The sequence below is a fragment of the Ruegeria sp. CDSB117 genome, assembly GCF_059611005.1.
In genome coordinates this window covers 1-22410 of sequence record NZ_JBXWOS010000025.1, presented here as the reverse complement: position 1 = coordinate 22410, position 22410 = coordinate 1, and the positions used below count along the sequence as shown (strand labels likewise).

General features: G+C 54.6%; 18 protein-coding genes. 6 read left to right on the top strand and 12 right to left on the bottom strand.

Features of this window, described 5'->3' with window-relative positions; genetic code table 11:
• Positions 1–353 precede the first annotated feature (353 nt).
• The 10 genes from AC2FJC_RS20585 to AC2FJC_RS20540 all read right to left on the bottom strand — a co-directional run bounded on the left by AC2FJC_RS20585 (position 354) and on the right by AC2FJC_RS20540 (position 12506).
• On the bottom strand, positions 354–1409 hold the full coding sequence (locus AC2FJC_RS20585) for an ABC transporter ATP-binding protein (protein ID WP_496741229.1): 1056 nt from the start codon (positions 1407–1409) through the stop codon (positions 354–356).
• The gene (locus tag AC2FJC_RS20580) at positions 1409–2656 is read right to left on the bottom strand and encodes an MGH1-like glycoside hydrolase domain-containing protein (protein WP_496741227.1); all 1248 of its coding nucleotides are present in this window, start codon (positions 2654–2656) and stop codon (positions 1409–1411) included. Before AC2FJC_RS20580 ends, AC2FJC_RS20585 begins: the two co-directional genes overlap by 1 nt.
• Before the next feature lie 5 nt (positions 2657–2661).
• Positions 2662–3870, bottom strand: a complete 1209-nt coding sequence (locus AC2FJC_RS20575; protein ID WP_496741225.1) for a carbohydrate ABC transporter permease — start codon at positions 3868–3870, stop codon at positions 2662–2664.
• On the bottom strand, positions 3870–5105 hold the full coding sequence (locus AC2FJC_RS20570; RefSeq protein ID WP_496741223.1) for a carbohydrate ABC transporter permease: 1236 nt from the start codon (positions 5103–5105) through the stop codon (positions 3870–3872). Before AC2FJC_RS20570 ends, AC2FJC_RS20575 begins: the two co-directional genes overlap by 1 nt.
• Positions 5106–5171: 66 nt before the next feature.
• Positions 5172–6527 carry an ABC transporter substrate-binding protein gene (locus AC2FJC_RS20565; RefSeq protein WP_496741222.1) on the bottom strand — a complete coding sequence of 452 codons (1356 nt, stop codon included), beginning with the start codon at positions 6525–6527 and terminating at the stop codon, positions 5172–5174.
• Positions 6524–7684: a LacI family DNA-binding transcriptional regulator gene (locus AC2FJC_RS20560; protein WP_496741220.1), complete on the bottom strand. Its 1161-nt coding sequence runs from the start codon at positions 7682–7684 to the stop codon at positions 6524–6526. The genes AC2FJC_RS20565 and AC2FJC_RS20560 overlap by 4 nt, the downstream gene beginning before the upstream one ends.
• A gap of 695 nt (positions 7685–8379) precedes the next feature.
• Entirely contained in the window at positions 8380–9357 is a 978-nt protein-coding gene (locus AC2FJC_RS20555) for a 2-dehydropantoate 2-reductase (protein WP_496741219.1), read from the bottom strand.
• 4 nt (positions 9358–9361) lie between these two features.
• Positions 9362–10897, bottom strand: coding sequence for an acyl--CoA ligase (locus AC2FJC_RS20550; RefSeq protein ID WP_496741217.1), 1536 nt, complete (start codon positions 10895–10897; stop codon positions 9362–9364).
• A gap of 57 nt (positions 10898–10954) precedes the next feature.
• Positions 10955–11638: a fumarylacetoacetate hydrolase family protein gene (locus AC2FJC_RS20545; protein ID WP_496741215.1), complete on the bottom strand. Its 684-nt coding sequence runs from the start codon at positions 11636–11638 to the stop codon at positions 10955–10957.
• Positions 11639–11825: 187 nt separating this feature from the next.
• Complete coding sequence (locus tag AC2FJC_RS20540) at positions 11826–12506, bottom strand: FadR/GntR family transcriptional regulator (RefSeq protein WP_108859904.1); 681 nt, start codon at positions 12504–12506, stop codon at positions 11826–11828.
• A 139-nt stretch (positions 12507–12645) separates the two neighbouring features.
• On the opposite strand from AC2FJC_RS20540, the gene AC2FJC_RS20535 reads away from it, so the two are divergent.
• From AC2FJC_RS20535 to AC2FJC_RS20515, 5 genes are all read left to right on the top strand, one after another.
• Complete coding sequence (locus AC2FJC_RS20535) at positions 12646–13566, top strand: fumarylacetoacetate hydrolase family protein (RefSeq protein ID WP_496741213.1); 921 nt, start codon at positions 12646–12648, stop codon at positions 13564–13566.
• Between the two features lie 125 nt (positions 13567–13691).
• Complete coding sequence (locus AC2FJC_RS20530; protein ID WP_234416594.1) at positions 13692–14651, top strand: ABC transporter substrate-binding protein; 960 nt, start codon at positions 13692–13694, stop codon at positions 14649–14651.
• Positions 14648–15457: an ABC transporter ATP-binding protein gene (locus AC2FJC_RS20525; RefSeq protein WP_108859902.1), complete on the top strand. Its 810-nt coding sequence runs from the start codon at positions 14648–14650 to the stop codon at positions 15455–15457. Before AC2FJC_RS20530 ends, AC2FJC_RS20525 begins: the two co-directional genes overlap by 4 nt.
• Positions 15454–16326 (top strand): ABC transporter permease, encoded by an 873-nt coding sequence (locus tag AC2FJC_RS20520; protein ID WP_496741210.1) that lies wholly within the window; start codon positions 15454–15456, stop codon positions 16324–16326. Before AC2FJC_RS20525 ends, AC2FJC_RS20520 begins: the two co-directional genes overlap by 4 nt.
• Positions 16316–17392 carry an Ldh family oxidoreductase gene (locus AC2FJC_RS20515; protein ID WP_496741208.1) on the top strand — a complete coding sequence of 359 codons (1077 nt, stop codon included), beginning with the start codon at positions 16316–16318 and terminating at the stop codon, positions 17390–17392. Before AC2FJC_RS20520 ends, AC2FJC_RS20515 begins: the two co-directional genes overlap by 11 nt.
• A gap of 42 nt (positions 17393–17434) precedes the next feature.
• Here AC2FJC_RS20515 and AC2FJC_RS20510 read toward each other — a convergent pair whose 3' ends face one another.
• On the bottom strand, positions 17435–18112 hold the full coding sequence (locus AC2FJC_RS20510) for a GntR family transcriptional regulator (RefSeq protein WP_496741206.1): 678 nt from the start codon (positions 18110–18112) through the stop codon (positions 17435–17437).
• A gap of 9 nt (positions 18113–18121) precedes the next feature.
• Positions 18122–20998, bottom strand: coding sequence for an FAD-binding and (Fe-S)-binding domain-containing protein (locus AC2FJC_RS20505; RefSeq protein ID WP_496741204.1), 2877 nt, complete (start codon positions 20996–20998; stop codon positions 18122–18124).
• Between the two features lie 135 nt (positions 20999–21133).
• On the opposite strand from AC2FJC_RS20505, the gene AC2FJC_RS20500 reads away from it, so the two are divergent.
• Positions 21134–22297, top strand: coding sequence for a pyridoxal-phosphate-dependent aminotransferase family protein (locus AC2FJC_RS20500; protein ID WP_496741202.1), 1164 nt, complete (start codon positions 21134–21136; stop codon positions 22295–22297).
• The last annotated feature ends 113 nt before the right edge of the window (positions 22298–22410 follow it).

Below are 22410 nucleotides of genomic sequence, written 5' to 3'. Positions count from 1 at the left end.
TTCTGTGAACTTCAATAAACTTCGCAACAGAACCGCGGCCACCTTGTGCGTAATTGATGCCTGGTCCAAATCCAACTGTAAGAACACAGCTTGCTAATGCAAATTTTTGCCACAGGTGCCAATCAGGGTCTTGGCTTAGCTCTTCGGCGGTTTCTTCTTCTGACGTGGCCTCGCTCGAATCTTCGAAGTACCTTTAGCCCGCCACACCGACGTCCGAGAAGGTCCCAAGGTTTGGGCTGACAGCAGCAGCCCACTTTGAAAGGGATGGCTTCAGTTCTTCAGGTTCGACTTTACTCTCTCTGTGTTCTTGAGTGTCAATGTTCAAAGTTTGCAGCCGATACCGGTGGGTTCAGCTATCCAAGCCCCAGAGCCTGCCCGTCTTTATCAAAAAAATGCAGATTGTCGGTTGGGAAGTGCAGACCAATCTGGGTGCCCGGTGTAAGGTCCGTATCGCCGTTCAGACGGACTGTGGCCTTGTCTTCGCCTCCACAATCCACAATCAGGAAAGTATCTGCACCCAGGTATTCGATCACCTCGATGACGCCGTCAGTTTGACCTTCGCCCGCAGCACCCACCTGAATGTGTTCGGGGCGGATGCCAAGCTTTGTGGCGGCTGCAGATCGTGAAAACGGGCCACTGCGGCCGTGCTCAAGTTGGAAACTGTCACCGTCGGTCGTGCAGGGCAGGATATTCATCTTTGGACTTCCGATAAACTGGGCCACGAACAGGTTCGCAGGGCGTTCATAGAGTTCGCGCGGCGTACCGACCTGAGCGATCTTGCCGTATTCTAAAACCACGATGCGGTCGGCCAATGTCATCGCTTCGACCTGGTCGTGCGTCACGTAGATCATCGTGCGCTTGAGGCTTTGGTGCAGCTTGGCGATCTCATACCTCATCTCGACTCGCAGGGCGGCGTCAAGGTTGGAAAGCGGCTCGTCAAACAGGAAAGCGGTGGGATCGCGGACGATGGATCGGCCGATAGCCACCCGTTGCCGCTGACCACCAGAAAGGTCTTTTGGTCTGCGTTCCAGGAACGGTCCAAGCTTGAGAACCTCTGCTGCGCGGTTGACCTGTTCGGTGATTTCCGCCTTGGGAACACCGGCAACCTTCAAAGAGAACCCCATGTTCTCGGCGACTGTCAGATGTGGATACAGCGCGTAGGATTGGAACACCATCGTCAGGCCGCGCTTTGAGGGTGGGTGATCCGTGACATCGCTGTCATTGATCTCCAGCGACCCGCGCGAGATATCCTCGAGCCCGCCGATCATGCGCAACAAAGTGGATTTACCGCAGCCCGATGGGCCGACGAAGACGATGAACTCGCCCTCCTCGATCTTGAGGTCCACGCCTTTGATGACCTGGGCCGAGCCGAACCATTTTTCGACTGATTTTAGTTCGATGCTACCCATCAGGCCCTCCCTGCCCAGTGAAGCCAAACCGCTGCCGTCCAAGAGAACGCCTTACCGCCAGCCGGGCTCCCGGTTATTGGATCGAAGTATTCTGCGAAACCGAAGCCCGAGATCAGATCTCCGGTTTTTTTGCGCAACTGATCTGCTTGCTCGGTGTGACCCAGATCCTGCAACCCGAACCCAATCATCATGTTCATGAAGGCCCAAGTGGGCCCGCGCCAATAGCGGCGCGAGTCGAATTTCGGCATTTCTGGATCATAGCTTGGAACCGGATAGGGCACGGTTTCCAGCGTGGTTTTCAACCGTTTCAGCATCTTGCCTGATTCAATACCTGCATACCAGCACAGGTAAGACGCATTCGATACGCTGCCTGCCATCTCGCCGGTATGTGCGTCGCGCGCGTCAAAGCTGCCCAGCTCTTCGTTCCAAAGTGAGCGAGCACCAACTTCCAGTATTTCGATATCCGCGCTTAAGCCTTCAGCTGCCAGATCAAGCTGCTCACTGATCACCAACAAGTCCCGCGCGGCCCGTAATGTGGTGAATGTCATCGTCGGATCGGCGACCCGGAACGGGTTCAGCGACAGCAGTTCCTGCTGATCCCACCCAGCATTTCGACCGATCTGTACCAGCTTGATGTATCGGTCATAGTCGAACTTTGTCGGGCGGTCCTCGCTGTTTACATGGCTGGTATCGCGGCGTTGATATTCTCCCACATCTGACGCATCCATGCGCGCCATAGAGTTGTCCCAGTCAGGCGCGTTGTCGCGACCCGCTTCCCAAGGGTGTGTTGTGCAAACAGCCCCGAATTCATCCAATCGCCATTTCATGATCCAGTGGTGCCAAGCTAGCATCTTGGGGAATAGCGCCTTCATCCGCGCGTCTCCAAACGAAGTATCCTGTTCCCAGATTTTGCGCGCCATCGTGGCCGCAATGGGTGGTTGGATAATGCCCGAGGAGGGGATTGGACCGTTGCAGCCCCAGACATCCGGGCCGGGAAAATACCCCTCGTCTTGCTGGTGGAACAGGATGTGTGGCACCATGCCGTTGTCCCATTGTCCGGCAAACAGCGTCTCGATCTCGGCCCAGGCGCGGTCAAGGTCGAACTGGGCAAATCCAAGCGCAGTAATCGCGCTGTCCCAGTTCCATTGGTATGGGTACAGCCCTTCGGTTGGGATCGTGTAACCGCCGCGATCATTGGCGATCAGGATATTGCGCGCCTCGCGGTCTGGGTTTGTGTGTTGGTTCATCTCGGTCATCCTTTGACAGACCCCGCTGTGAGGCCTTTGGTCATGAAACGTTCAAGCCCCAGGAACAGCGCCATGATCGGAACGGTGGCGATCACCGCACCGGCCATCAGGTGCTGACGGGGAATTTCTGAGGAGTTCAGCATCGTGACCCCTCGGGTCAGGGTGAATTTCGACGGGTCGTCCAGAAGCATGAAGGCCAGCAGGAACTCGTTCCAGGCAATCATGAAGACATAGAGCGAGACCGACGCCAGCGCTGGCAAGCTCAGCGGCAGGGTGATCTTCCAGATCACTGCCAGACGGGACAGGCCGTCCATCAGGCCTGCCTCTTCCACCTCGATCGGCAGGCCGCGGAAGTAACCTTGCAGCATGTAAAGCGCGACGGGGATTGTCGTGACCGGGTAGATCATAACGATACCTAGGATCGAATTGCGCAGACCAGTCAGCGAGAATGCAATATAGATCGGAAGCGCCAGAACGATCATCGGCACCATGTAGATAAGCAGGATCGAGCGAGAGAACGCCTTTTGCCCCTGAAACCGGAAACGAGCCACGGCGTAGGCACCGGGTACGCTGAACAGTAGCGTGATGAACACGGTCAGCACCGAAACATAGAAAGACGTCCAAAGATAGGTGCCGAAATTGAAGTCGCGGAACAATTCAGTGTAGCTGCGGAACAGGGCGGTTCCCTGGGTTAGGTCCACCGAGAAATCCAGCGGGTTCTGCAACAATGCTTGCTGGGATTTCAGGCTGGTCATCACCATCACGTAGAAGGGGATGATCACGATCGCCGTGAAAAAGATATAGCCGAAACCGGTGCAGAACCGGATCACCGCGTCCTCGTATTCATGGCGGGTGAGCTCACCGATCGGTGTTTCCTTCAAAATCGCCGCCATCGACAGATGCATCACGACGGCAATACCGATCACAGTTACCAGCACGGCCTGCGTTGACGTGTCAGAGCCAATCAGAACCGGGCCAAATCCGGTGAGGCTGGACAGGCCCAACAGTGCTGAGATGCCCAGACGCGCGGGCGCGCGCTGTAGCGGGAACCGGACATATACGAGACCCGCCAACGCGCCCCATATCAGGCTCAGCAAGACCTGCGGCCGGAATGCGTCGCCTGTTGAGAACGACATGGTGATGGCGGCGGTGGTTGCGATCACCACCATCCAGAGCGCGCCCAGAACCGGGCCGGTAACATACCCTTTTCGCATCACAGACCCTCCTCTCGGCTGATGAAGCGGAAGAAGACAAAGCTGAAGGCAATCAGGCACATCAGGATCACCACGGCCACCGCCGCCCCTGCCCCGATGTTCGAGATCGCAAAGGCTTGTTCATAGACATTCACAGTCAGCGTGCGGGTGCCCGCATTGCCGCCGGTCAGCAAGAAGATGTCGTCGAATTTGTTGAACGTCCAAATGAAGCGCAGAAGGAACAGCACTGACAGAATGCCCAACAGTTGTGGGATGCTCAGCAGCCAGAACTTCTGGAACGGCGAGGCCCCGTCCATATCCGCCGCCTCGTACATGCTGCTGTCGATGGATTGCATTCGCGCCAGAATGAACAGGAAGGACAGCGGGAAGTAGCGCCAGATTTCGAACACTGTCACCATGATCAACGCCAAGGGGCGTTCGCCGAAAAAGTTGATCGGTTCACTGCTCAGCCCCATTTGAACCAACAGTGCATTGGCTGAGCCTGAGAACGGATCAAACAATGTAACCCAAGTGAACGCCACCGCGATCACCGGAGCGACATACGGGAACAGGTAGAGACCGCGTATGAACCCTTGGCCGCGGAAACTTTTGTTAAGCAGCAGGGCCGCGAACAACCCCATGACCAATGCCCCGATGGTTCCGAAGACGGTGTAGAACAGCGTCACCCAGAGCACGCCCCAGAACTCTGCCCCATCGAAGACACGGGCGTAGTTTTCCAGGCTGAATTCGAGGTTTGTCAGCACATTGGGGCCGCTGCCTGTGACACCAGGTTCCGACCCTTCGACCAACTCTTCGAACGCGTCAGGGTCGCCGTCAACGGTTACCGGAATACGAATTCTCTCGCGTTGGCCGCCATCCAAGATACCAAAATCGCAGAACAGGTCTTGCCCGTCCAGCACACACGGTTCCGCGATTTCATCAGTGGGTGTCATGCCCTCAGGCAGCACATCACTCAGAGTGACGCCGCCAATAGCAATCTCCTGACTGGAATTGCGCAGGCGATACTCGATCCGCAGATCATCGCCCGATCCACGCAAGCTTTCTCGGACAACCGGCGCAGGTGGGCGCAGGTCGGACAGGGTAAAAGGCTTGAAGCTGATCCAGATGATCGCCAGCAGCGGCAGGATCACAACAAGAGACACGCTTATCACGGTCGGAGCCAGCAATGCCCAAGCCAGGCGCGCTTCGCGCTTGGCAAGAGCCCCGGTTCCGGTCGGTGGGGTGGCCGAAGACATAAGAGACCTCAGAGGGTTGGGTGCAGCGGCGAAAATGCCGCTGCAGTTGCCGGTTGAGACAGAGTTTTACTGAACCTTGGCAAGCTCTTCGTTCATGGCTGCGACTGCGGCAGCAGCGTCAATCTCATCGTCGATATATTGACGAACGACACGGTTGATGGCCTGAGAGTTGATCATCTTCGACGCCAGAGAGAGCTGCCCGTCGGTTACACCCCAGCGCTGCGCGACATCCAAACCTCCGACGATCTCATCAATCATGGCCTGATCGTACAGTTCACCCAAAGGTGCTTTGCGATCCACACCTACCGGCAGTTCCGCCCAAGCGTCGGCAAAAGCTGTTGGATTGTCAGCATTTCCGCGACGTACCGGAAACTTGCCTTCGGGTGCGATGGCCAGAGTTTGCGTATAACCGTCATCCATCGCGAACTTCACAAAGTCCATCGCAGCGTCGGTATCGGCATCACTGGTGATCCCGAAATACCGCACGTCACCCCAGGCTGCACCGTCTGGATTGGATGGACCGGAGAAATTGGTGACGATCCCCGTTTTGGTTGCCAGCTCGCTCGACGTCGGGTCGTCGGAAATGGTCGGCGGGGCGCTGTCACGCAGACCGGCCAGTTCGTCCAAAATGAACGGCGACCAGATGATCATTGCGGCCTTGCCATCGAAGTACAGCTCGCGGGACTGCTTCCAATACAGCTCACCGGGGGGCGACGCTTTCGAGATCGCCTTATAGAAGTCCAGGACCTCGGTGGTTTTGGCTTCGTCCAATGCTTGGAAGCCGTCCGGGCCTACAGGGCTAACGCCGTTGGCAAGGAACACATGTTCCAGAACCTGGCTCATGAAATTCTCATCAACCTTGGTCGCGGCAACAAATCCGTACATCTCTGGCGGGTTGTGCAGTTTCTCCAAAGCAGCCAAAACGTTGGCGAATGAACTCGGGGCATCCAGTCCGGCTTCGTCGAACAGATCCTTGCGATATACGACCATCTGTGTCCAACCATCGACTGGCACGGATGCGGTTTCATCGTTGAAGGCTGCCATAGTCAGCGCACCGGGCGCGAAGGTATCGGCCCCCAGCTCTTCGATCACTTCGGTTGCGGCTTCGGTGTCCAGAATACCCGCTTCTGCCCAAGGCAAGGCGTATTGCAGCGGATGGTAGACCACGTCCGGCAAATCTCCGGCCGCGAAGGCCGCAGTAGCACGAGTGCCCAGGTCTGTTTCGGTTACCGGGATGACCTCAACTGTGGTGCCAGTTTCGGCTTTAAATTGATCCGCCATTTCCTGCTGCTTCGCCAAGCGTTCAGGCTGTTCCTCGGTCGTCCAAAAGCGAATTGTATCTGCTTGCGCAGATACCGCCGTCAAGACAATCGCGAGTGATGTTCCAAGCAGCAATCGAGATGCATTTGGTGAATGTTTCATAGGCGGTCTCCTCCCCGGTTATGATCATTGGAATTTCGTATTTTTTGCGCCAGCTCTTCAGGCGTCAGCCTTGGTGGCCCGTCAGATTTCCGTTCAATAAGAACTGCTTCTCTGATTTCGCGTAGATTTTTTGGTTCTTCACCTCTGGTCTGGCGTATGAGTAATGTAGCAAGACGCTCACCAGCACGCTGCGAGTCCACACTAAAGGTCGTCAGTCCTGGATTGACGTATTGGCATTCGGGAATGCCGTCATATCCAAGGATTGAAACGTCTTTTCCGATTTCAAGGCCAAGCTCAGCGCAAACTGGATAACACCCTAAAGCAGCTAAGTCGGTCGCAAACACGATCGCGGTTGGCGGGTGTTCCAAATTTAACAGCGCCCGCGCTTCGATCGCCCCTTCTTCGCGTGTCCGCGCACCTTCCCGGATCAATTCGGGATCATCCCGCAATCCCGCAACTTTTTGACCTTCGAGATACCCGTCGCGGCGCAGGTGGCTGTAGTTGAACTTCGGATCACTGCCAACATACCCGATACGAGCATGACCAAAATTGACCAAGCGAACGACCGCATTCCGGATTGCCGTTTCACCCGATATGTCAAACCAAGACATATCATCCATAGGATTCGATCGGCCATAATCTGTCCTCCCGTAAAGAATAAACGGGACCTGCAATTCTCTTAAATACTTTACCCGTGCGTCGTCCACTTCGGTCCGGGGCAAAATGAAACCATCTGCCTTGCGTTCTTCGACAAGACGTCCCAACACATTGAGCATATCTTTCCCGGACTTTGCCGTGGAAATTGTCATTGTCCAGTCCGACGCGCTGGCTGCTTCGCAAGCGCCTGCCAGAAAATCCTGAAGAAACGGGTTGTGCTGGTCCGGTTCTTCGCTGTTGATGACCATCGCAATAGCGCGAACTTTTCCTGTTCGAATAGCCTGCGCGTGACTGAGCGGGCGATAGCCCATCTTTCTTGCCGTGACCGCAACTCTCTTTCGCGTGACTTCTGAGATGTCTGAATACCCGTTCAATGCGCGCGATACCGTGCTCTTTGAAAGCCCGAGATGATCCGCCAATTCGTCGAGTTTCACCCGCCGTGGCGGTGAGGGGTTCCTAGACTGAGATTGGCGATTTTGCAGATTGGGATTCGTTGTCATCCTACTACTTGTTCGCTCCGAAACCGGTTTCGGCAACAAAAAAGTCGAACGACCTCTCAGGTGACTTGTTTGAAACGTTAAACGTACTGTGTTCCGACGTTCACGCCGCCATCCCGACGCTTCGGTGAGTTGACAAAATCCAGCCTGCCCCGGCGAGCATTCCAGTGGCACGCAATGGTCGCTCCGGCTCGGAAATCTGGACCAGGGTTATTCACCATCCGCATTCGTACACGCGGCTTTAGGCAATCATCTTGGGCGCGTTATTTACACTCGCTCCCTGCTCCCACATGTGTCGCTAAACCAAACTGTCTGCGAGAGTATGAAATGCGGGCGGCGTGTTGGTTGACGACGCAAAGGTCAAACTCAACTGATGTCCAACGTTGGGGTTGCCTTCCGATGTCGAACGTTCATCCCGATTCTGGTCCAACTGTGACGGTTGGGTCAGGTTCGTGTGAGGTCCAACAGTAAATGTGGAACGTCACTGATATTTGACTCAAACGACTTCCAAAACCTCAACAACTGGGTAAATCGCGTCACGCAATTCCGACCCAAACGTCAAGCATTTCTGACCCAAAACGAGGAGCTAACCGTCATCGAAGGTGCAGGAATACTCCCAAAGACGCTGTATGACACGTTCGTACCAGTCTCAGTTATCCGCCTCAAGCAATGCTCTCTTTGCAAGGCCGACAAAGACTCTAGTAAAGACCTGCGACTTTTGCCCTCAGTTTGATCAGTGATGCTACGGTGTCGATTTTGGGCGTTGAGATCCCTGTAAGTTGCCCCAGTTCTTGCACCGAAGTGACCAAGGCATCAATTTCCATCGGTCGGCGCAACTCCAGATCCTGCCACATTGAGGTTTTGTGCGCACCGACAGCCGCTCCGCCGTCGAGGCGTTTTTCAACATCTATCGGGAATTTTACGCCAAGATTTTCACCGACTTCTTGAGCCTCGAGCATCATTCCGCGTGCTACCGAGCGCGTGCCTTCGTCGGCACACAGGACATCAAGTGTTGAGTGGGTAAGAGCGGAAATCGGGTTGAACGACAAGTTACCCCACAGTTTCAACCAAATTTCATCCCGGATTCTTGGTCTGACGGGCGCACGCAGTCCGGCGGCGGATAGCGCAGCCGAAAGCTTGGCAGTACGGTCTGATTTAGCACCATCGGGCTCGCCCAACGAAAAACGATTGCCTTCGATATGCTTGATTGATCCAGGAGCTATGACCTCGGCGGCAGGATAAACAACACATCCGAGGACGCGATCTGGTCCAAAACCGTCCCACTGCACATTTCCCGGATCGACTGACGCCAACCTCGTCCCCTCGTACGGGCCGCCCAGTTTGTGGAAGTACCACCAGGGCACGCCGTTCACTCCACTTACTACGGTTGTCTCGTCTGCAATCAACGGCTGCATTGAGTCTACGACTGCCGGGACAGAATGCGCTTTCAGTGTGATGAAGACGTAGTCTTGTGGCCCGAGATCGGCAGCATTGTCTGAAGCGCGTATTGGAACGCTAACCGGATCCTGCCCTTCCTCAAACAGGGTCAGTCCTTTTTCCTGCATTGCCGCCAAATGGGGGCCACGCGCGACGACACTGACTTCTGTGTCGGTCTGTGCAAGTTTCGCGGCAACGTAACCTCCGATAGCTCCGGCACCAAAGATACAAACTTTCATGTGTCTAAGCCTTTGCCAGTCCCAATTTAGCAGCTAGTCCGATCCTTTGTATCTTGCCAGTCGCGCCTTTTGGAATTTCTTCAAGAACAACCACCGAAGTCGGCACCTTGAATTTTGCGAGCCGCGCGCCGACAAAAGCCCTGACCTCCTGACCTTGGATCGTCGCGCCTTCAGAAAGCACCACAGCTGCCGCCATGTCTTCACCCAGTTTTTCGTGTGGAACGGCAAAACAAACTGCCTGAGCGACTTCTGGGTGGCTTAAGAGTACAGCGTCAACCTCAAGTGGACTGATTTTCTCTCCGCCGCGATTGATAAGCTCCTTAAGACGACCGGTCAGTCGCAGATAATTCTCTTCGTCGAATGAACCCTGGTCGCCAGTGCGAAACCAAGTTTTTCCGTCCACTTCAAAGAAGTTGTCGGAATTTGCCTGCGGGTTGCTTTCGTATCCCGGTGTCACGTTCGGACCGCTGATAACGATTTCTCCGACGTCCCGCGAAGAGATCAGAACATTTTCATTCTCGTCTGCAATTCTGACTTCGGGGCCTGCTGCTATTCCAACAGATCCGGGTTTTTGCGTTTGGGGAGTAAGCGGGTTGCAACACATTTGATGTGTCGCCTCAGTCATACCGTAGGCTTCGATGACGGGCGCATTAAAAGTTGCCACCAACTCTTCCATTACCGGGCCCGGCAACGAAGCAGAAGAAGACCGAAGAAAGCGCAACCGCGATTGCTCAATGATCGATTGGTTTCGTGCAGCTCGGGCAAGAATAGTTTGATGCATTGTCGGAACTGCGGTGTACCAGGTCGGATCAACTTCAGCGACTTGAGAGAAAAAGCTAAGAGCGTTGAACCCGGGCGCGCAGCTAATTTGAGATCCAGCACCTAAAGACGCGGCAACAGCCGCAATCAACCCGTGGATATGAAACAGCGGCATAATACTCAGACAGCGATCATCGATTGTCAGTTTCAAAGACGAAGCCACATTTCGCGCGGATGCGTAGATATTAGCCTGCGTCAAAGGGACGATCTTGGGACGCGACGTTGTTCCTGACGTGTGCAGTATCAGGGCGACATCATCTTCACGCGGTGCGGATGTGTCAGCCGTACCAATTGGGTCACAGGGCAAAATGGAAAACTGACCGGCCGAATGTAAGCGATCGTGAGAGGCCCTCAAGATAGCGATGCCAAGGTCCCTAGCAGCTTTTACGGCAGGTCCATCGTCGTTCTCGTTTACAAGAAGGGCCTTGGCCTTCAGATCTTTGAGGTAGAAAACGTATTCTTCGTAAGTGTACGCCGGGTTCAAAGGTGCCGTCGTCGCCACTTGGGCGACGGATATGAAGGCCGTCGCCATTTCGGGGCCATTGGGCAACACAATTGCCACTCGGTCGCCGCGACCTACTCCGATCTGATGAAGATCTTTTTTGACCTTTGCGCAAAGCTCTCGCAGCCCGAGGTAGTTCAACCAAGATCGACCTGGGGCACCGATAGCATTTGCGGTACCAGAATGGGGTGCGATCAATTCGGCAACTAAGTGGGGCATCTGGGATCCGTTTACAAAAGCGTTGGCCTATTTCGCGGAGAGGGTTCGGTCTGGGTGCTAAGTTACCCTGACAGTTAGGCTACCCAATTTGTCGACCGACAGCACCAATACATCGCCGCGGTTTACTGGACCAACTCCAGAGGGCGTGCCAGACAGGATAACGTCACCGGCGGCAAGTTCGAAGTAATCGCTTAAGTAAGAGATCATTTCGGGGACTTTCCAGATCATCTGGTTCAAATCACCTTCCTGCCGAGTTTCTCCGTTTACCGATAGGCGAATTGCGCCTTCGTCGAGTGGCCCAACATCTTCTGCTTTATGCACCGGTCCGCATGGAGCTGAGCGCTCAAATGCCTTCCCGATTTCCCAAGGACGACCCATTTTCTTCATTTCGCCCTGTAGATCTCGACGGGTCATATCCAGTGAAAGCCCGTAGCCGTAGACGTGATCCAGAGCATCTTGCACAGAAATTTTCGTGCCGCCGGATTTAAGCGCCACATACATTTCAGCTTCATGATGTACGTCCGAGCTGTGAGCCGGATATGGAAATTCTCCGGATGGATCGAGGTTGTCAGGGTTCTTTTGGAAGAAAAATGGGGGTTCACGATTTGGGTCGTGGCCCATTTCTATGGCGTGCGCCGCGTAGTTTCGACCAATGCAATAAACCCGACGTACCGGGAATATGCCACCGCCTTCTACCGGTATTTCGTGAACCTTCACCGCGGGAATTACAAGATCGTGCATCGCTATCCTCCTGAACACATCGTTGCCAAAGATCGGGTTGCCAATCTGTGGCCTTGTTCCGATCGATGCTGTGCCACACCCGAAAAGACGTAGCTCTTGTCTCAGTCATCGCCAATGTGACCGTCGATTTGCAAGAGGTTCAGCCGCTGCTTAGCCCAACCATTTCCCAAATTGGTCGGGCGCTAGTTTAGTGGTCGGCCTCAAGACTAGCTGGCAACACGCGGGAGTAAACGGACCTCAGATGCGCCAACATGGCCTGCGCCGCCTGTTCTCCGTCTCCACTCGATATCGCCGACAGGATTAAGTCATGCTCTCGAAAGCTGGAATAATCATCGGGGGGTTTATAGGTTTTACGAGGTTGTCCCCACACAATGGACCTTCGAACGGAATTCAGAGTCTCGAAGAAGTACAGGAAAAGCTGGTTACGAGTTGCCCGGGCGATCGCGTGATGCAAATTATTGTCCCATGCTTCATATGTGCGCCAGTCTTCTGCGGCTCGGCACCTCTCAACGCAGAGCCTCATTTGCTCGCGGTCCGAACGCGTAGAATGAAGCGCGGCAAGGCGGCTAAGCTGCGGCTCGATGGTAAACCGAACACCCACAACCTGTTCAGGCTTAATCTGTGCACCCAAATAGGTCACGTCCGTCAGATTTAGAACCGGTCGGGCACCAACGAACGTGCCCCGACCCACATGCCGCCAGATAAGGCCCTGCGCCTCTAGTTCGGCCAATACGCGCCTCAGCTGATTTCTGGTTGTGCCTAGCCATTGGCACAGTTCCCTTTCAGGTGGAAGTCTATCGTTGTGCCGGTATCCCGCATTGTCGATCAGGTCCCGGACACGTTGCGAAAGTTCTGAAGGCTCACTCACATTGCCACCCAATTTGCTGATTGGTTGATTGATTGAAACGCCAAGTCGGCAAAAACTCAAGGGCAAGTGACAACCAAATCTGAGTCGCCGGCCAAGATCGGTGACCTAAGTGGGCGCCAGAATGTAGGAGGAGAGCCGAGTGCGTTTAGCGACTGTTTCAGTAGATAGCCACGCCGTTTGCGTCGCATTTCTTGCTAACGGAAGCAGGTTGGATGTTTCGCGTGCGATTAAGATGCTCATACCGGATACGGCTCTTGATGTAAGCACGATGCAGCTGATTATCGAAGGTGGTCAAACCGCGCTGGAGGCGTTGAGTGCCGCTGTTGCCGCGGGTGAGGCAGGCGAACTCAAGGACTTGCTCGTCCCCGAAGACGCGCCTCTTCTGTCGCCCATTCCCACGCCACGTAAGAACGTTTTCTGCGTGGGGCGAAACTACGCCGAGCACATCGCAGAAGGCGAACGGGCACAAAAAGAGAAAATCGGCATCACCGAACATCCGGTTTTCTTTACCAAGCCGCCGACCTCGGTCGTTGCACCAGACGCCGACATCCTACTTTTTCCTTCGGTGTCGCAGTCCATCGACTACGAAGTCGAGTTGGCAGTCGTGATAGGGAAGCGCGGGCGTAACATCACCAAGGCAGATGCGTTTAATCATGTCTTTGGGTATTCTATTCTGAACGACATAACCGCCCGTGACATACAGCGCCGCCATGGCGGCCAGTACTTCAAAGGCAAAGGGCTTGATGGATCTTGCCCAATTGGTCCCTACATCGTGACCGCCGATGCCATCCGCGATCCGCAAGCTCTGTCGATCGGACTGACAGTAAACGGTGAGCAGCGCCAAAACGGGATGACGTCGGACATGATATTCGACATTCCAACGTTGATCACATCCTTGTCAGAAGGCCTGACACTAGAACCAGGAGACATCATTGCGACAGGTACGCCATCAGGCGTCGGATACGCAATGGAACCGCCGCAGTTTTTGAAAAACGGGGACGTCGTAGTTTGCGAGGTTTCCGAAATCGGCACGCTAAGGAACACAGTGCGCGCCGTATAATGGCTCCTACGCAGCAATCGCTGTGAGGCGTCAACATTCAAGGGAGGAAGACTACAATGATGAACAGAAGGACTTTCACAGCGTCCCTGCTTACTGCTGTTCCGGTAGCAGGAGCACTAGGAACAATGGGTTTTGCGCAAGACTTGCGTGAAATCACCTTCGTGCAACCAAGCCCTTCGGCAATCAACTCATTTCCTGTGTTTGTCGCCATTGGCGAAGGGTACTTCGCAGATGAAGGATTGAACGTGACGGTCGAGGCGATCAACGGCTCAGGCGCCGTGCTTCAGGCATTGTCTGCTGGGCAAGCGCATTTCGGTCGCCCGGGACCCGGGCCTCTGATTGCAGCGCGGTCGCGCGATGTGGATGCCGTACATATCTACAACGTTGCGGCACGCAGCAACTTCGGCATCGCGGTGCCGGAAGACTCTGAAGTCCAAAGCGTTGAGGAACTGCGCGGAAAGGTCATCGGAACCGGCACCGCAGACGGTGCCGAAGTGGGTTTTGCACGAAACGTCTTGACCGGTGCAGGTATGAAAGAAGGTGAGGATTTCACATTTCTTACCGTTGGCGACGGCGGCCCGGCGACAGCAGCTTTCTTGAACGGCGAAATCGACGCTTATTCTGCTTCGACGGCAGATACAGCAATCCTGAACCAGCGCGGAATGAAGGTGCGTGACATCACGCCTGCGGAATTTGGGCGTTTCTTCGGAAACGGTATCGCCACAATGGCTGACACAATCGCCAACGATCGCGAATTGGTCGAGGCCTGGAGCCGCGCGTTCGCACGTGGCCATGCCTTTGCTCTCGATGATGCCAACCGAGAAGCTGTGCTGAAGCATCTGGCGGACGGCAATCCGCAGGAAGGCGAAGACAAGGAATTCCAGGCAGCGCTGTTCGATGCCGTACGCTCGAAAACCATAGCTGCGGATCCAAGCAATGGTCTGGGATGGTACCCCGCCGAGGTTTGGCAAGAATGGCAAGACGCACTTGTCGCAGGGGGCGAAATTCCGGGACCGCTTGATGACTTGAGCGCCGCCTGGACCAATGAATTTGCCGCCATTGGCAACGAGGCCGCCAGCAAATGAACGCTGCAGCCGCACAAGAGTTTTCCGGCGCGCCTTTGGGCACGCCGGTCTACGAATTGACCCATTTAAGCAAGACCTATGCCCGTAATCTTGTTGTTGCACTTGAGGACATTAATCTGACGCTACGGAAAGGAAGCTTCACTTCTGTCATTGGGTCCAGCGGGTGCGGGAAATCCACACTGCTCAAGATCATGGCGGGTCTGATCCCTCCCACCAAAGGGCGTGTGATCCTACAAGGTCTGCCAGTGACCGGTCCCCGTCGAGACATTGGTATGATGTTCCAACAGGCAACACTATTTCCCTGGAAAACGGCAGTGGAAAACATCGTGTTGCCAATCGAGATCCGCGACGGAAAGGCAGCCGCCAAGCAAGCAATGGGCAAGGCTCACGAACTTTTGGACATCGTGGGTTTGAAGGGGTTCGAAAACGTATACCCGAACGAATTGTCGGGCGGCATGGCTCAACGCGCCTCAATCTGCCGTATGCTGATCACAGAACCAGCTGTGCTTTTGTTAGACGAACCATTCAGCGCGCTGGACGAGCTGTCACGCGACATGATGAATATGGAACTGCAGCGGATTTGCCATGAACAAGATGCGACTGCTTTTCTTGTTACGCACTCTATTCAGGAAGCCGTGATCTTGTCCGACGAAATTGTCGTTTTGAAACCACGCCCGGGCAGGATTGCCGAAATTGTAAAGGTCGACCTGCCACGCCCACGCACGTTGGATATGATGACCACGCCCAAGTTTGGCGCTATTGTAGACTACATTCGCGGCCTCCTGGATAAGGGAGAAGAAATGTGAGCGACGTTCATAACTACTCACCTACCCTAAAAGACGCCGACACCGCAGAAGACACGGTATGGGAACAAAAAGTTCACTTTATCGACTCGGTCCCACGCTGGCTGGCGATGACCTTTGTCTTCGTGGTTTTCGTCGGCACTTGGCAAATTGTTACGAGCCTTAAGCTGGTTTCCCCAATCATTCTGCCTACACCGTTGGAAACCCTGAAAGATATGATCTTCGTGGGTCAAAATCTATTGACTGGCGGCTACATGCTTGGGGCGCTGTGGATCACAATCAAAGAAGTTATCTATGGTTTTGCACTGGCAATCGCGATCGGTTTTTCGCTGGGCGTATTGGTGGGGGAAACGGCATTTGGTGAAAAGGCAGTGATGCCTTACCTAGTGGCGATAGATACCATGCCAAAGGTGGCATTTGCCCCACTCTTTGTAGCGTGGTTGGGCTTTGGTATTGAATCAAAGGTCGCGCTTGCTGCCTTTATCGCGACATTTCCAATCGTGGTTGGTACTGCGGCTGGGCTTCACGCCGCCGATGAAAACGCGCGTATGCTTTTCAAGACGATGGGCGCAAGTCGGATGCAGACATTGTTCAAGATGAAACTGCCGACTGGCCTGCCGCAGATTTTTACGGGCCTTAAGATCGGAGCAGTCGGCGTAATGGCTGGTGCGATCACAGGAGAATTCCTGGGCGGTGGCAAGGGATTTGGCGAACTTATCCGAGTTGCGGCCTCGCAGCTCAACACGCCGCGCGTCTTCTCGTTGATCCTGTATCTCAGCCTTGTTGGTCTGGTGGTTTTTGCGTCGGTGGTTTGGACACAGCGTAAATTGGTGTTCTGGCACAAAGAACAGGTGGGAAGAGATGACTTCTGAGCCTGTGAAAATAGACTGCCACACCCTGCGTGAATTTGTGGCGGTCGCACTCGAAACTCGAGGTGTGCCAAAAACAGATGCGGACAAGGTGGCCTCGACGATGGTTGAGGCCGACATTTATGGCTATGGCACGCACGGTGTTTTTCGCCTGCGACAGTACCTAGCCCGGCTGGCGGGAGGCGGCTCCAATCCTACGCCAAAAGTCACAGTAGTACATGAGACCGTTGCAACCGCTTTGATCGACGGAGATGACGGCCTCGGCCATCTGGCTATGTCGGCGGCTCGGGATCTTGCAATTGAAAAGGCAAAAGAGGCCGGCATCGGATGGGTTGGTGTTCGGCGCGGCAATCATGCGGGACCACTGGCACTTTATGTACGTCCACAAGCCGAGGCAGGGCTGCTTGGTATGGCCGCGGCAGTGGGCAGCGCGAACCACGTCCCGCCCTATGGCGGTAGCGACTTGCTTCTTGGTACCAATCCCATTGCTTTTTCCGCCCCCGTCGATGGCCCCGACCCGTTTGTGTTTGATATGGCGACGACCGTAGCGGCGATGGGTAAGATCAAAACCCTGTTGCAGCAAGGCAAGCCTATGCCCGAAGGCTGGATGGTTGGGCGTGATGGAAACCCATTGACGGACCCCGCCCTCAAGTCAGAAGGGTTTCTTTTGCCGATCGGCGGTCCGAAAGGGTTCGGTCTTTCGGTGGCTATCGGGTTGATGGCCGGGGTCTTGAACGGCGCGGCCTTCGGCTCTGATGTGGTTAACTTCACCTCAGACACAACGTCGTCCACGAACACAGGGCAATTTGTAATGGCGCTTGATCCGGCAGCTTTTGGATTGGACAAAGACTTTGCTTCTAACGCAGCCCGCGTGTTTTCTGAAATGCGTGCATCTCCCCCCCTGCCTGGTCATGATCCCGTGCGCCTGCCGGGCGAAGGCAAAACGGGTGCCGCTGAGGCTCGCCGCAAAGACGGCGTTAGGCTCAACCCGGCCCTATGCCGGGACCTCAACAAACTTGCCTTGGACTGTGGGCTGACGCCCCCGTTTCTTGGTCTAAAGACTGACTAGCGGCGTATCCGAGGGTAGCTGACAGGCGCATTCGACCAGTCTTTAACTAAGCGTCTCATCCTCAGCCTCCAGCGCTTTCACAAGGGCCGAAAGTTTGTTCATCATGTGAAGTTTCATGGACTTTCCAAGCCCATCTGCATCTCGGTCCCTGAGCAACTCCATCATGGCTTCATGTTCGTCAATGGCCTGTGCCCAGCGCTCGTCCGACAAGTTGGCCATAAAACGTGCGCGGCGGACCCGTGCGGCCAACAGCTTGTGGTGGCTTTCAAGGATATCGTTTCGCGCTCCACGTATCAGTGCCTGATGAATGTCCTGATTGGCCTTAAAATATGCCTGTCGGTCATGTGAACTATAGGCTTTCAGCATATCGGCGTGGCGACTTTCGATTAGTTCAATTTCAGCGGAATCCATGTGCTGACATGCCAACTCTCCCGCCAGTTGCTCAAGCGTCGCAAGCACTGGAAACGTATTCTCCAATTCCTCTCGCGTGACACTTGCGACGCGGGCCCCCCGGTTGGCTTGAAGTACCACAAAGCCTTCTGATGCAAGCACCTTTAAAGCTTCTCGCAAAGGTGTCCGAGAGACTCCCAACGAGTCGCAAAGCTGTTTCTCGGGCACTTTTTCACCCGGCTTTAAAACATCTTCGACAACCAGGTTACGCAGCCTTTCGACTAATTCTTCGTGAAGGGTCGGGCGATTAATGCTGTCCGTCAGGTTCATTTCCATTTCCTAAACATCAAGAACCATATCCAAGAGGCGCGCGACGTGCACAGCTTGATGCTGCGTACCTTCCGCGATTTGATGGCGGCAAGATGTCCCGTCTGCCACGATAACTGCATCTCCGGGCGCTGCTTCCAATGCCGGGAACAAGTCGAGTTGTGCCATCTTTATCGAAACATCGATAGTGTCGGGCGAATATCCAAATGCTCCTGCCATGCCACAACAACTGCTTTCAATCATGTGAACTTGTGCCCCTGGAATACGCTTCAATAGGTCAAGCATCGGTGTGACAGCATCGTGTGCCTTCTGGTGGCAATGCCCATGCAAATAGATCGGGCGATCCAACGGCTTCAGGGGCAAGTCCGGCTGATCGGCTAGAAATTCCTCAAAGGTACACGTTGCGTTCGACAACATCTCCGTTTCCGGCCCCGGGCAAAGCGCCAAAAATTCATCCCGGAACGTGAGGATAGAGGAAGGTTCGAGCCCGACTACTGGAACACCTTTTGCAACCGCCTCTCGCGTCGCGTAAATCACGCGTTGTGCCTCGTGTCGCGCTTCGTCCACGCACCCCATAGCCAAGAGAGTACGTCCGCAATCCAAGGCCCTGTCAGATTGATCGTCTCGCGCCACGGCCACCCGAAGTCCTTTTGCCCGCAAAACCCGGACAGCGGCGCGTAAATTTTCCGGTTCGAAATACCGGTTGAACACATCAGCAAACAGCAACACCTGCGGATCATTGTCCTGAGCCTCGACATCACGGAACGGAGCAGAAGACCACACTGGCAGATCGCGTCGCGCTGAAATACCAGTCGGCCCCTCCAATAGCTTACGCGAGAGTCCAATTTTGTTTCGTAAATTTACAAGCCACGCGACTTTCGCGGCTTTTGGCGCATATCGGGGCAGGTAAGCTATCAATTTGTCTGCCAACGTCAGCCCATCTTTTTTACGCTTTGCTGACAATACTTCGATTTTCATTCGCGCCATGTCGACGCCAGTCGGACATTCCCGAGCGCAAGCTTTGCAGGACACACAGTACTTCATTGTGTCCAACATGGCATCAGACGACAAACCGCCCGGCATCTGCCCGCTGATGGCAAACCGCAACGAATTTGCCCGCCCACGTGTAGCGTCTCGCTCGTCTCGGGTCGCTCGGAAAGAAGGGCACATAACGCCGCCCTTGAGCTTGCGACATGCACCATTATTGTTGCACATCTCGACGGCGCCCTGAAACCCTCCTCCGGCACCCGGCCAAGCAGACCAGTCCAGCGTCGTTTCGAATTCAGGAACCGAATAGTCCTGGCTGTAGCGGAACAGTCGGCGGTCATCCATGGCGGGCGCGTTCACGATCTTGCCGGGATTCATTACCCCGTTAGGATCAAACCGTTTCTTAACCTGTTCAAACGCAGAAACGATACGCTTACCGAACATCTTTTCATGAAATTCTGATCGTACGATCCCGTCACCATGTTCACCTGAATGAGATCCTTTATACTTTTTGACCAGATCAAATGTTTCTTCGGCGATCGCCCTCATTGTCCGGACGTCTTTGTCTTGCCGCATGTTCAGCACAGGGCGCACGTGCAAACACCCCACCGCGGCATGCGCATACCATGTTCCCCTTGTGCCATGCCGGGCAAATATTTCGGTTAGGCCAGCGGTGTAATCGGCGAGGTCGGGCAAAGGGACGGCGCAATCTTCGACAAAAGAGATCGGTTTGCCTGCCTCTTTCATCGACATCATGACATTCAACCCGGATTTTCGGTACTCGGCGATAGCATTCTGCAAAGATTTGTCCGTAACAGAGACAACGCCGCCCCACCGATGTTCCGCACCGCTGAAAGCAAAACCGAGGTCTCCCATCAGTTGCGAAAGCTCGACCAGTTTTGCAGCATTGGCCTCGGCGCTGCCCTCGGCGAATTCCACCAGCAGCAGGGCTTCGGGATTGCCTTCAACAAATGCATTAATCGTTTCGCGAAACAATGGGATTTCACGCCCCAAGGCAATCATGGTGTCGTCGACCAACTCTACCGCCTGCGGGTTGAGTGTCACGATGTGCTGGGTGGCTTCCATGGCAGCACGGAATGTCGGGAAATGGCACACACCGGTAACTTTCGCGCCCGGTAGATGAGCCAGGCTTAATTCCAGTTCTGTGAAATAGGCCAATGTGCCTTCTGACCCCACCAACAAATGGGACATGTTGATGTCGTTACCTACGAGCGCGTCGATATTGTACCCGCCCACACGGCGCTGGACTTTAGGAAAACGAGCGTCAATTTCAGCAGCCTCGCGACGCCCAAGAGCGCGCATGTCACCAACAAGATCCGCATAATCGCCTGATGCGGCCGTATCAGCGCTGAACCGCGCTTCCGTGCCGTCAACCATGATTGCGTTTATCGCACGGACGTTGTCTCGCATGATCCCGTATCGCAGAGATTTTCCGCCTGAAGAATTGTTTGCCGCCATCCCCCCAAGAGTGCAGCGAGACGCTGTTGAGGGATCCACGGGAAACCACAGGCCATGCTGCTTCAACGCTTGGTTCAATTGATCCAGAACAACACCGGGCTGAACGCGCGCGATACGTTTCTCAACGTCTACGTCAAGAATACGATTCAAGTGTTTTGTGTTGTCCAGCACAACACCCTTATTGACCGTTTGCCCGCATTGCGACGTGCCGCCGCCGCGCGGCAGAACCGAACATCCTTCGTCCCGCGCAATGGACATCACGGCTTGGACATCTTCTGTGGACCGAGGGATCACCACAGCGTCCGGTATCATCTGATAGATTGAGGCATCGGTCGAGTATCGTGCAAGCGATGCCGGATCTGACATCACCTCTCCCCGAACATCAGACAACAGTCGGCGGTACAACGATCCATTCTCTACCATCAGGTTCGCCTTCCCTTCCCTGTACGCCTAATTAGACGCTTCACTTCATCGTTGACTGAATAATGAATTCATAATTAACTTTTGCAATAGGCAATAGCGCAACTTTTTTGGCACCAAGCGTAAGGATCAGTTCAAATGCGTCAGGCGGGTAGACACTTTTTGCAGATTCCTGGGCCAAGTGCTGTGCCAGATCGAATCCTGAGAGCCATAAGCACGCAGACCATTGATCATCGAGGACCGGATTTTGCTGAAGTGGGGAATAAGGCCCTAAATGGCATGAAGACGATTTTCAGGACAAAACAGAACGTCTTTATCTATCCTTCATCCGGCACCGGCGCATGGGAAGCCGCACTTGTGAACACGGTTTCGCCGGGCGAAAAAGTTCTGATGTTCGAAACAGGGCATTTCGCCTTCATGTGGTGCAACTTGGCTGGAAAACTAGGATTGCAACCAGAGCTGATTGAAGGAGATTGGCATGGCGGCGCTGACCCCAATCAAATTGAAGACCGTCTACGTGCAGACAAGCAACACGACATCAAGGCGGTTTGTGTCGTCCACAACGAAACGTCTACCGGGTCAGTCTCACCAATTGAGGAAGTGCGCAGGGCCATAGACGCAGCCAAACACCCTGCACTTCTAATCGTGGACTCCATCTCCGGCCTTGCGTCGATTGACTTTCGGTTCGATGACTGGGGGGTCGATGTGTGTGTCTCCGGCTCGCAAAAAGGACTGATGTTACCGCCTGGTCTGAGCTTCAACGCCGTGAGCGATCGGGCGCTAAAACACTCAAAATCCGTGACCACGCCGCGAAGTTACTGGGACTGGCAAGATATGGTCGGACCAAATCAGAATGGGTATTTCCCCTACACTCCCGGCACCAATCTTCTCTATGGATTGAATGAGGCCATAGACATGTTGCACGAGGAAGGGTTGGACAACGTTTTTGCCCGTCACGCCCGACACGGAGCCGCGACACGGGCTGCCGTGCTCGCCTGGGGTCTTGAGGTTTTGTGCACACATCAAGGTCAGGAATCGAGCGTCTTGACTGCGGTTAAGGTCCCAGAAGGTCACTCCGCCGATGCGTTTCGTGCTACGGCGCTTCAGCACTATGACATCTCACTAGGAAATGGTCTGTCCAAGGTAGCCGACAAGGTGTTCCGCATTGGTCATTTGGGCGATTTCAACGACCTAATGTTGATGGCTACCCTTTCTGGCGTAGAAATGGGGCTAACCAAGAGCGGTATGCCTCATAACGGAGGCGGCACTCAGGCTGCCTTGGAACATCTCAAGGCTGCGTAGCGTGGGACAGAGTTTCTTAAAACGCAACCAAACCACGACCCTTTGATCTGACAACCGCTCACTTCGAACTGCCTATTCATAAGGAGATTCACTATGACCCGTATGACGGCAAA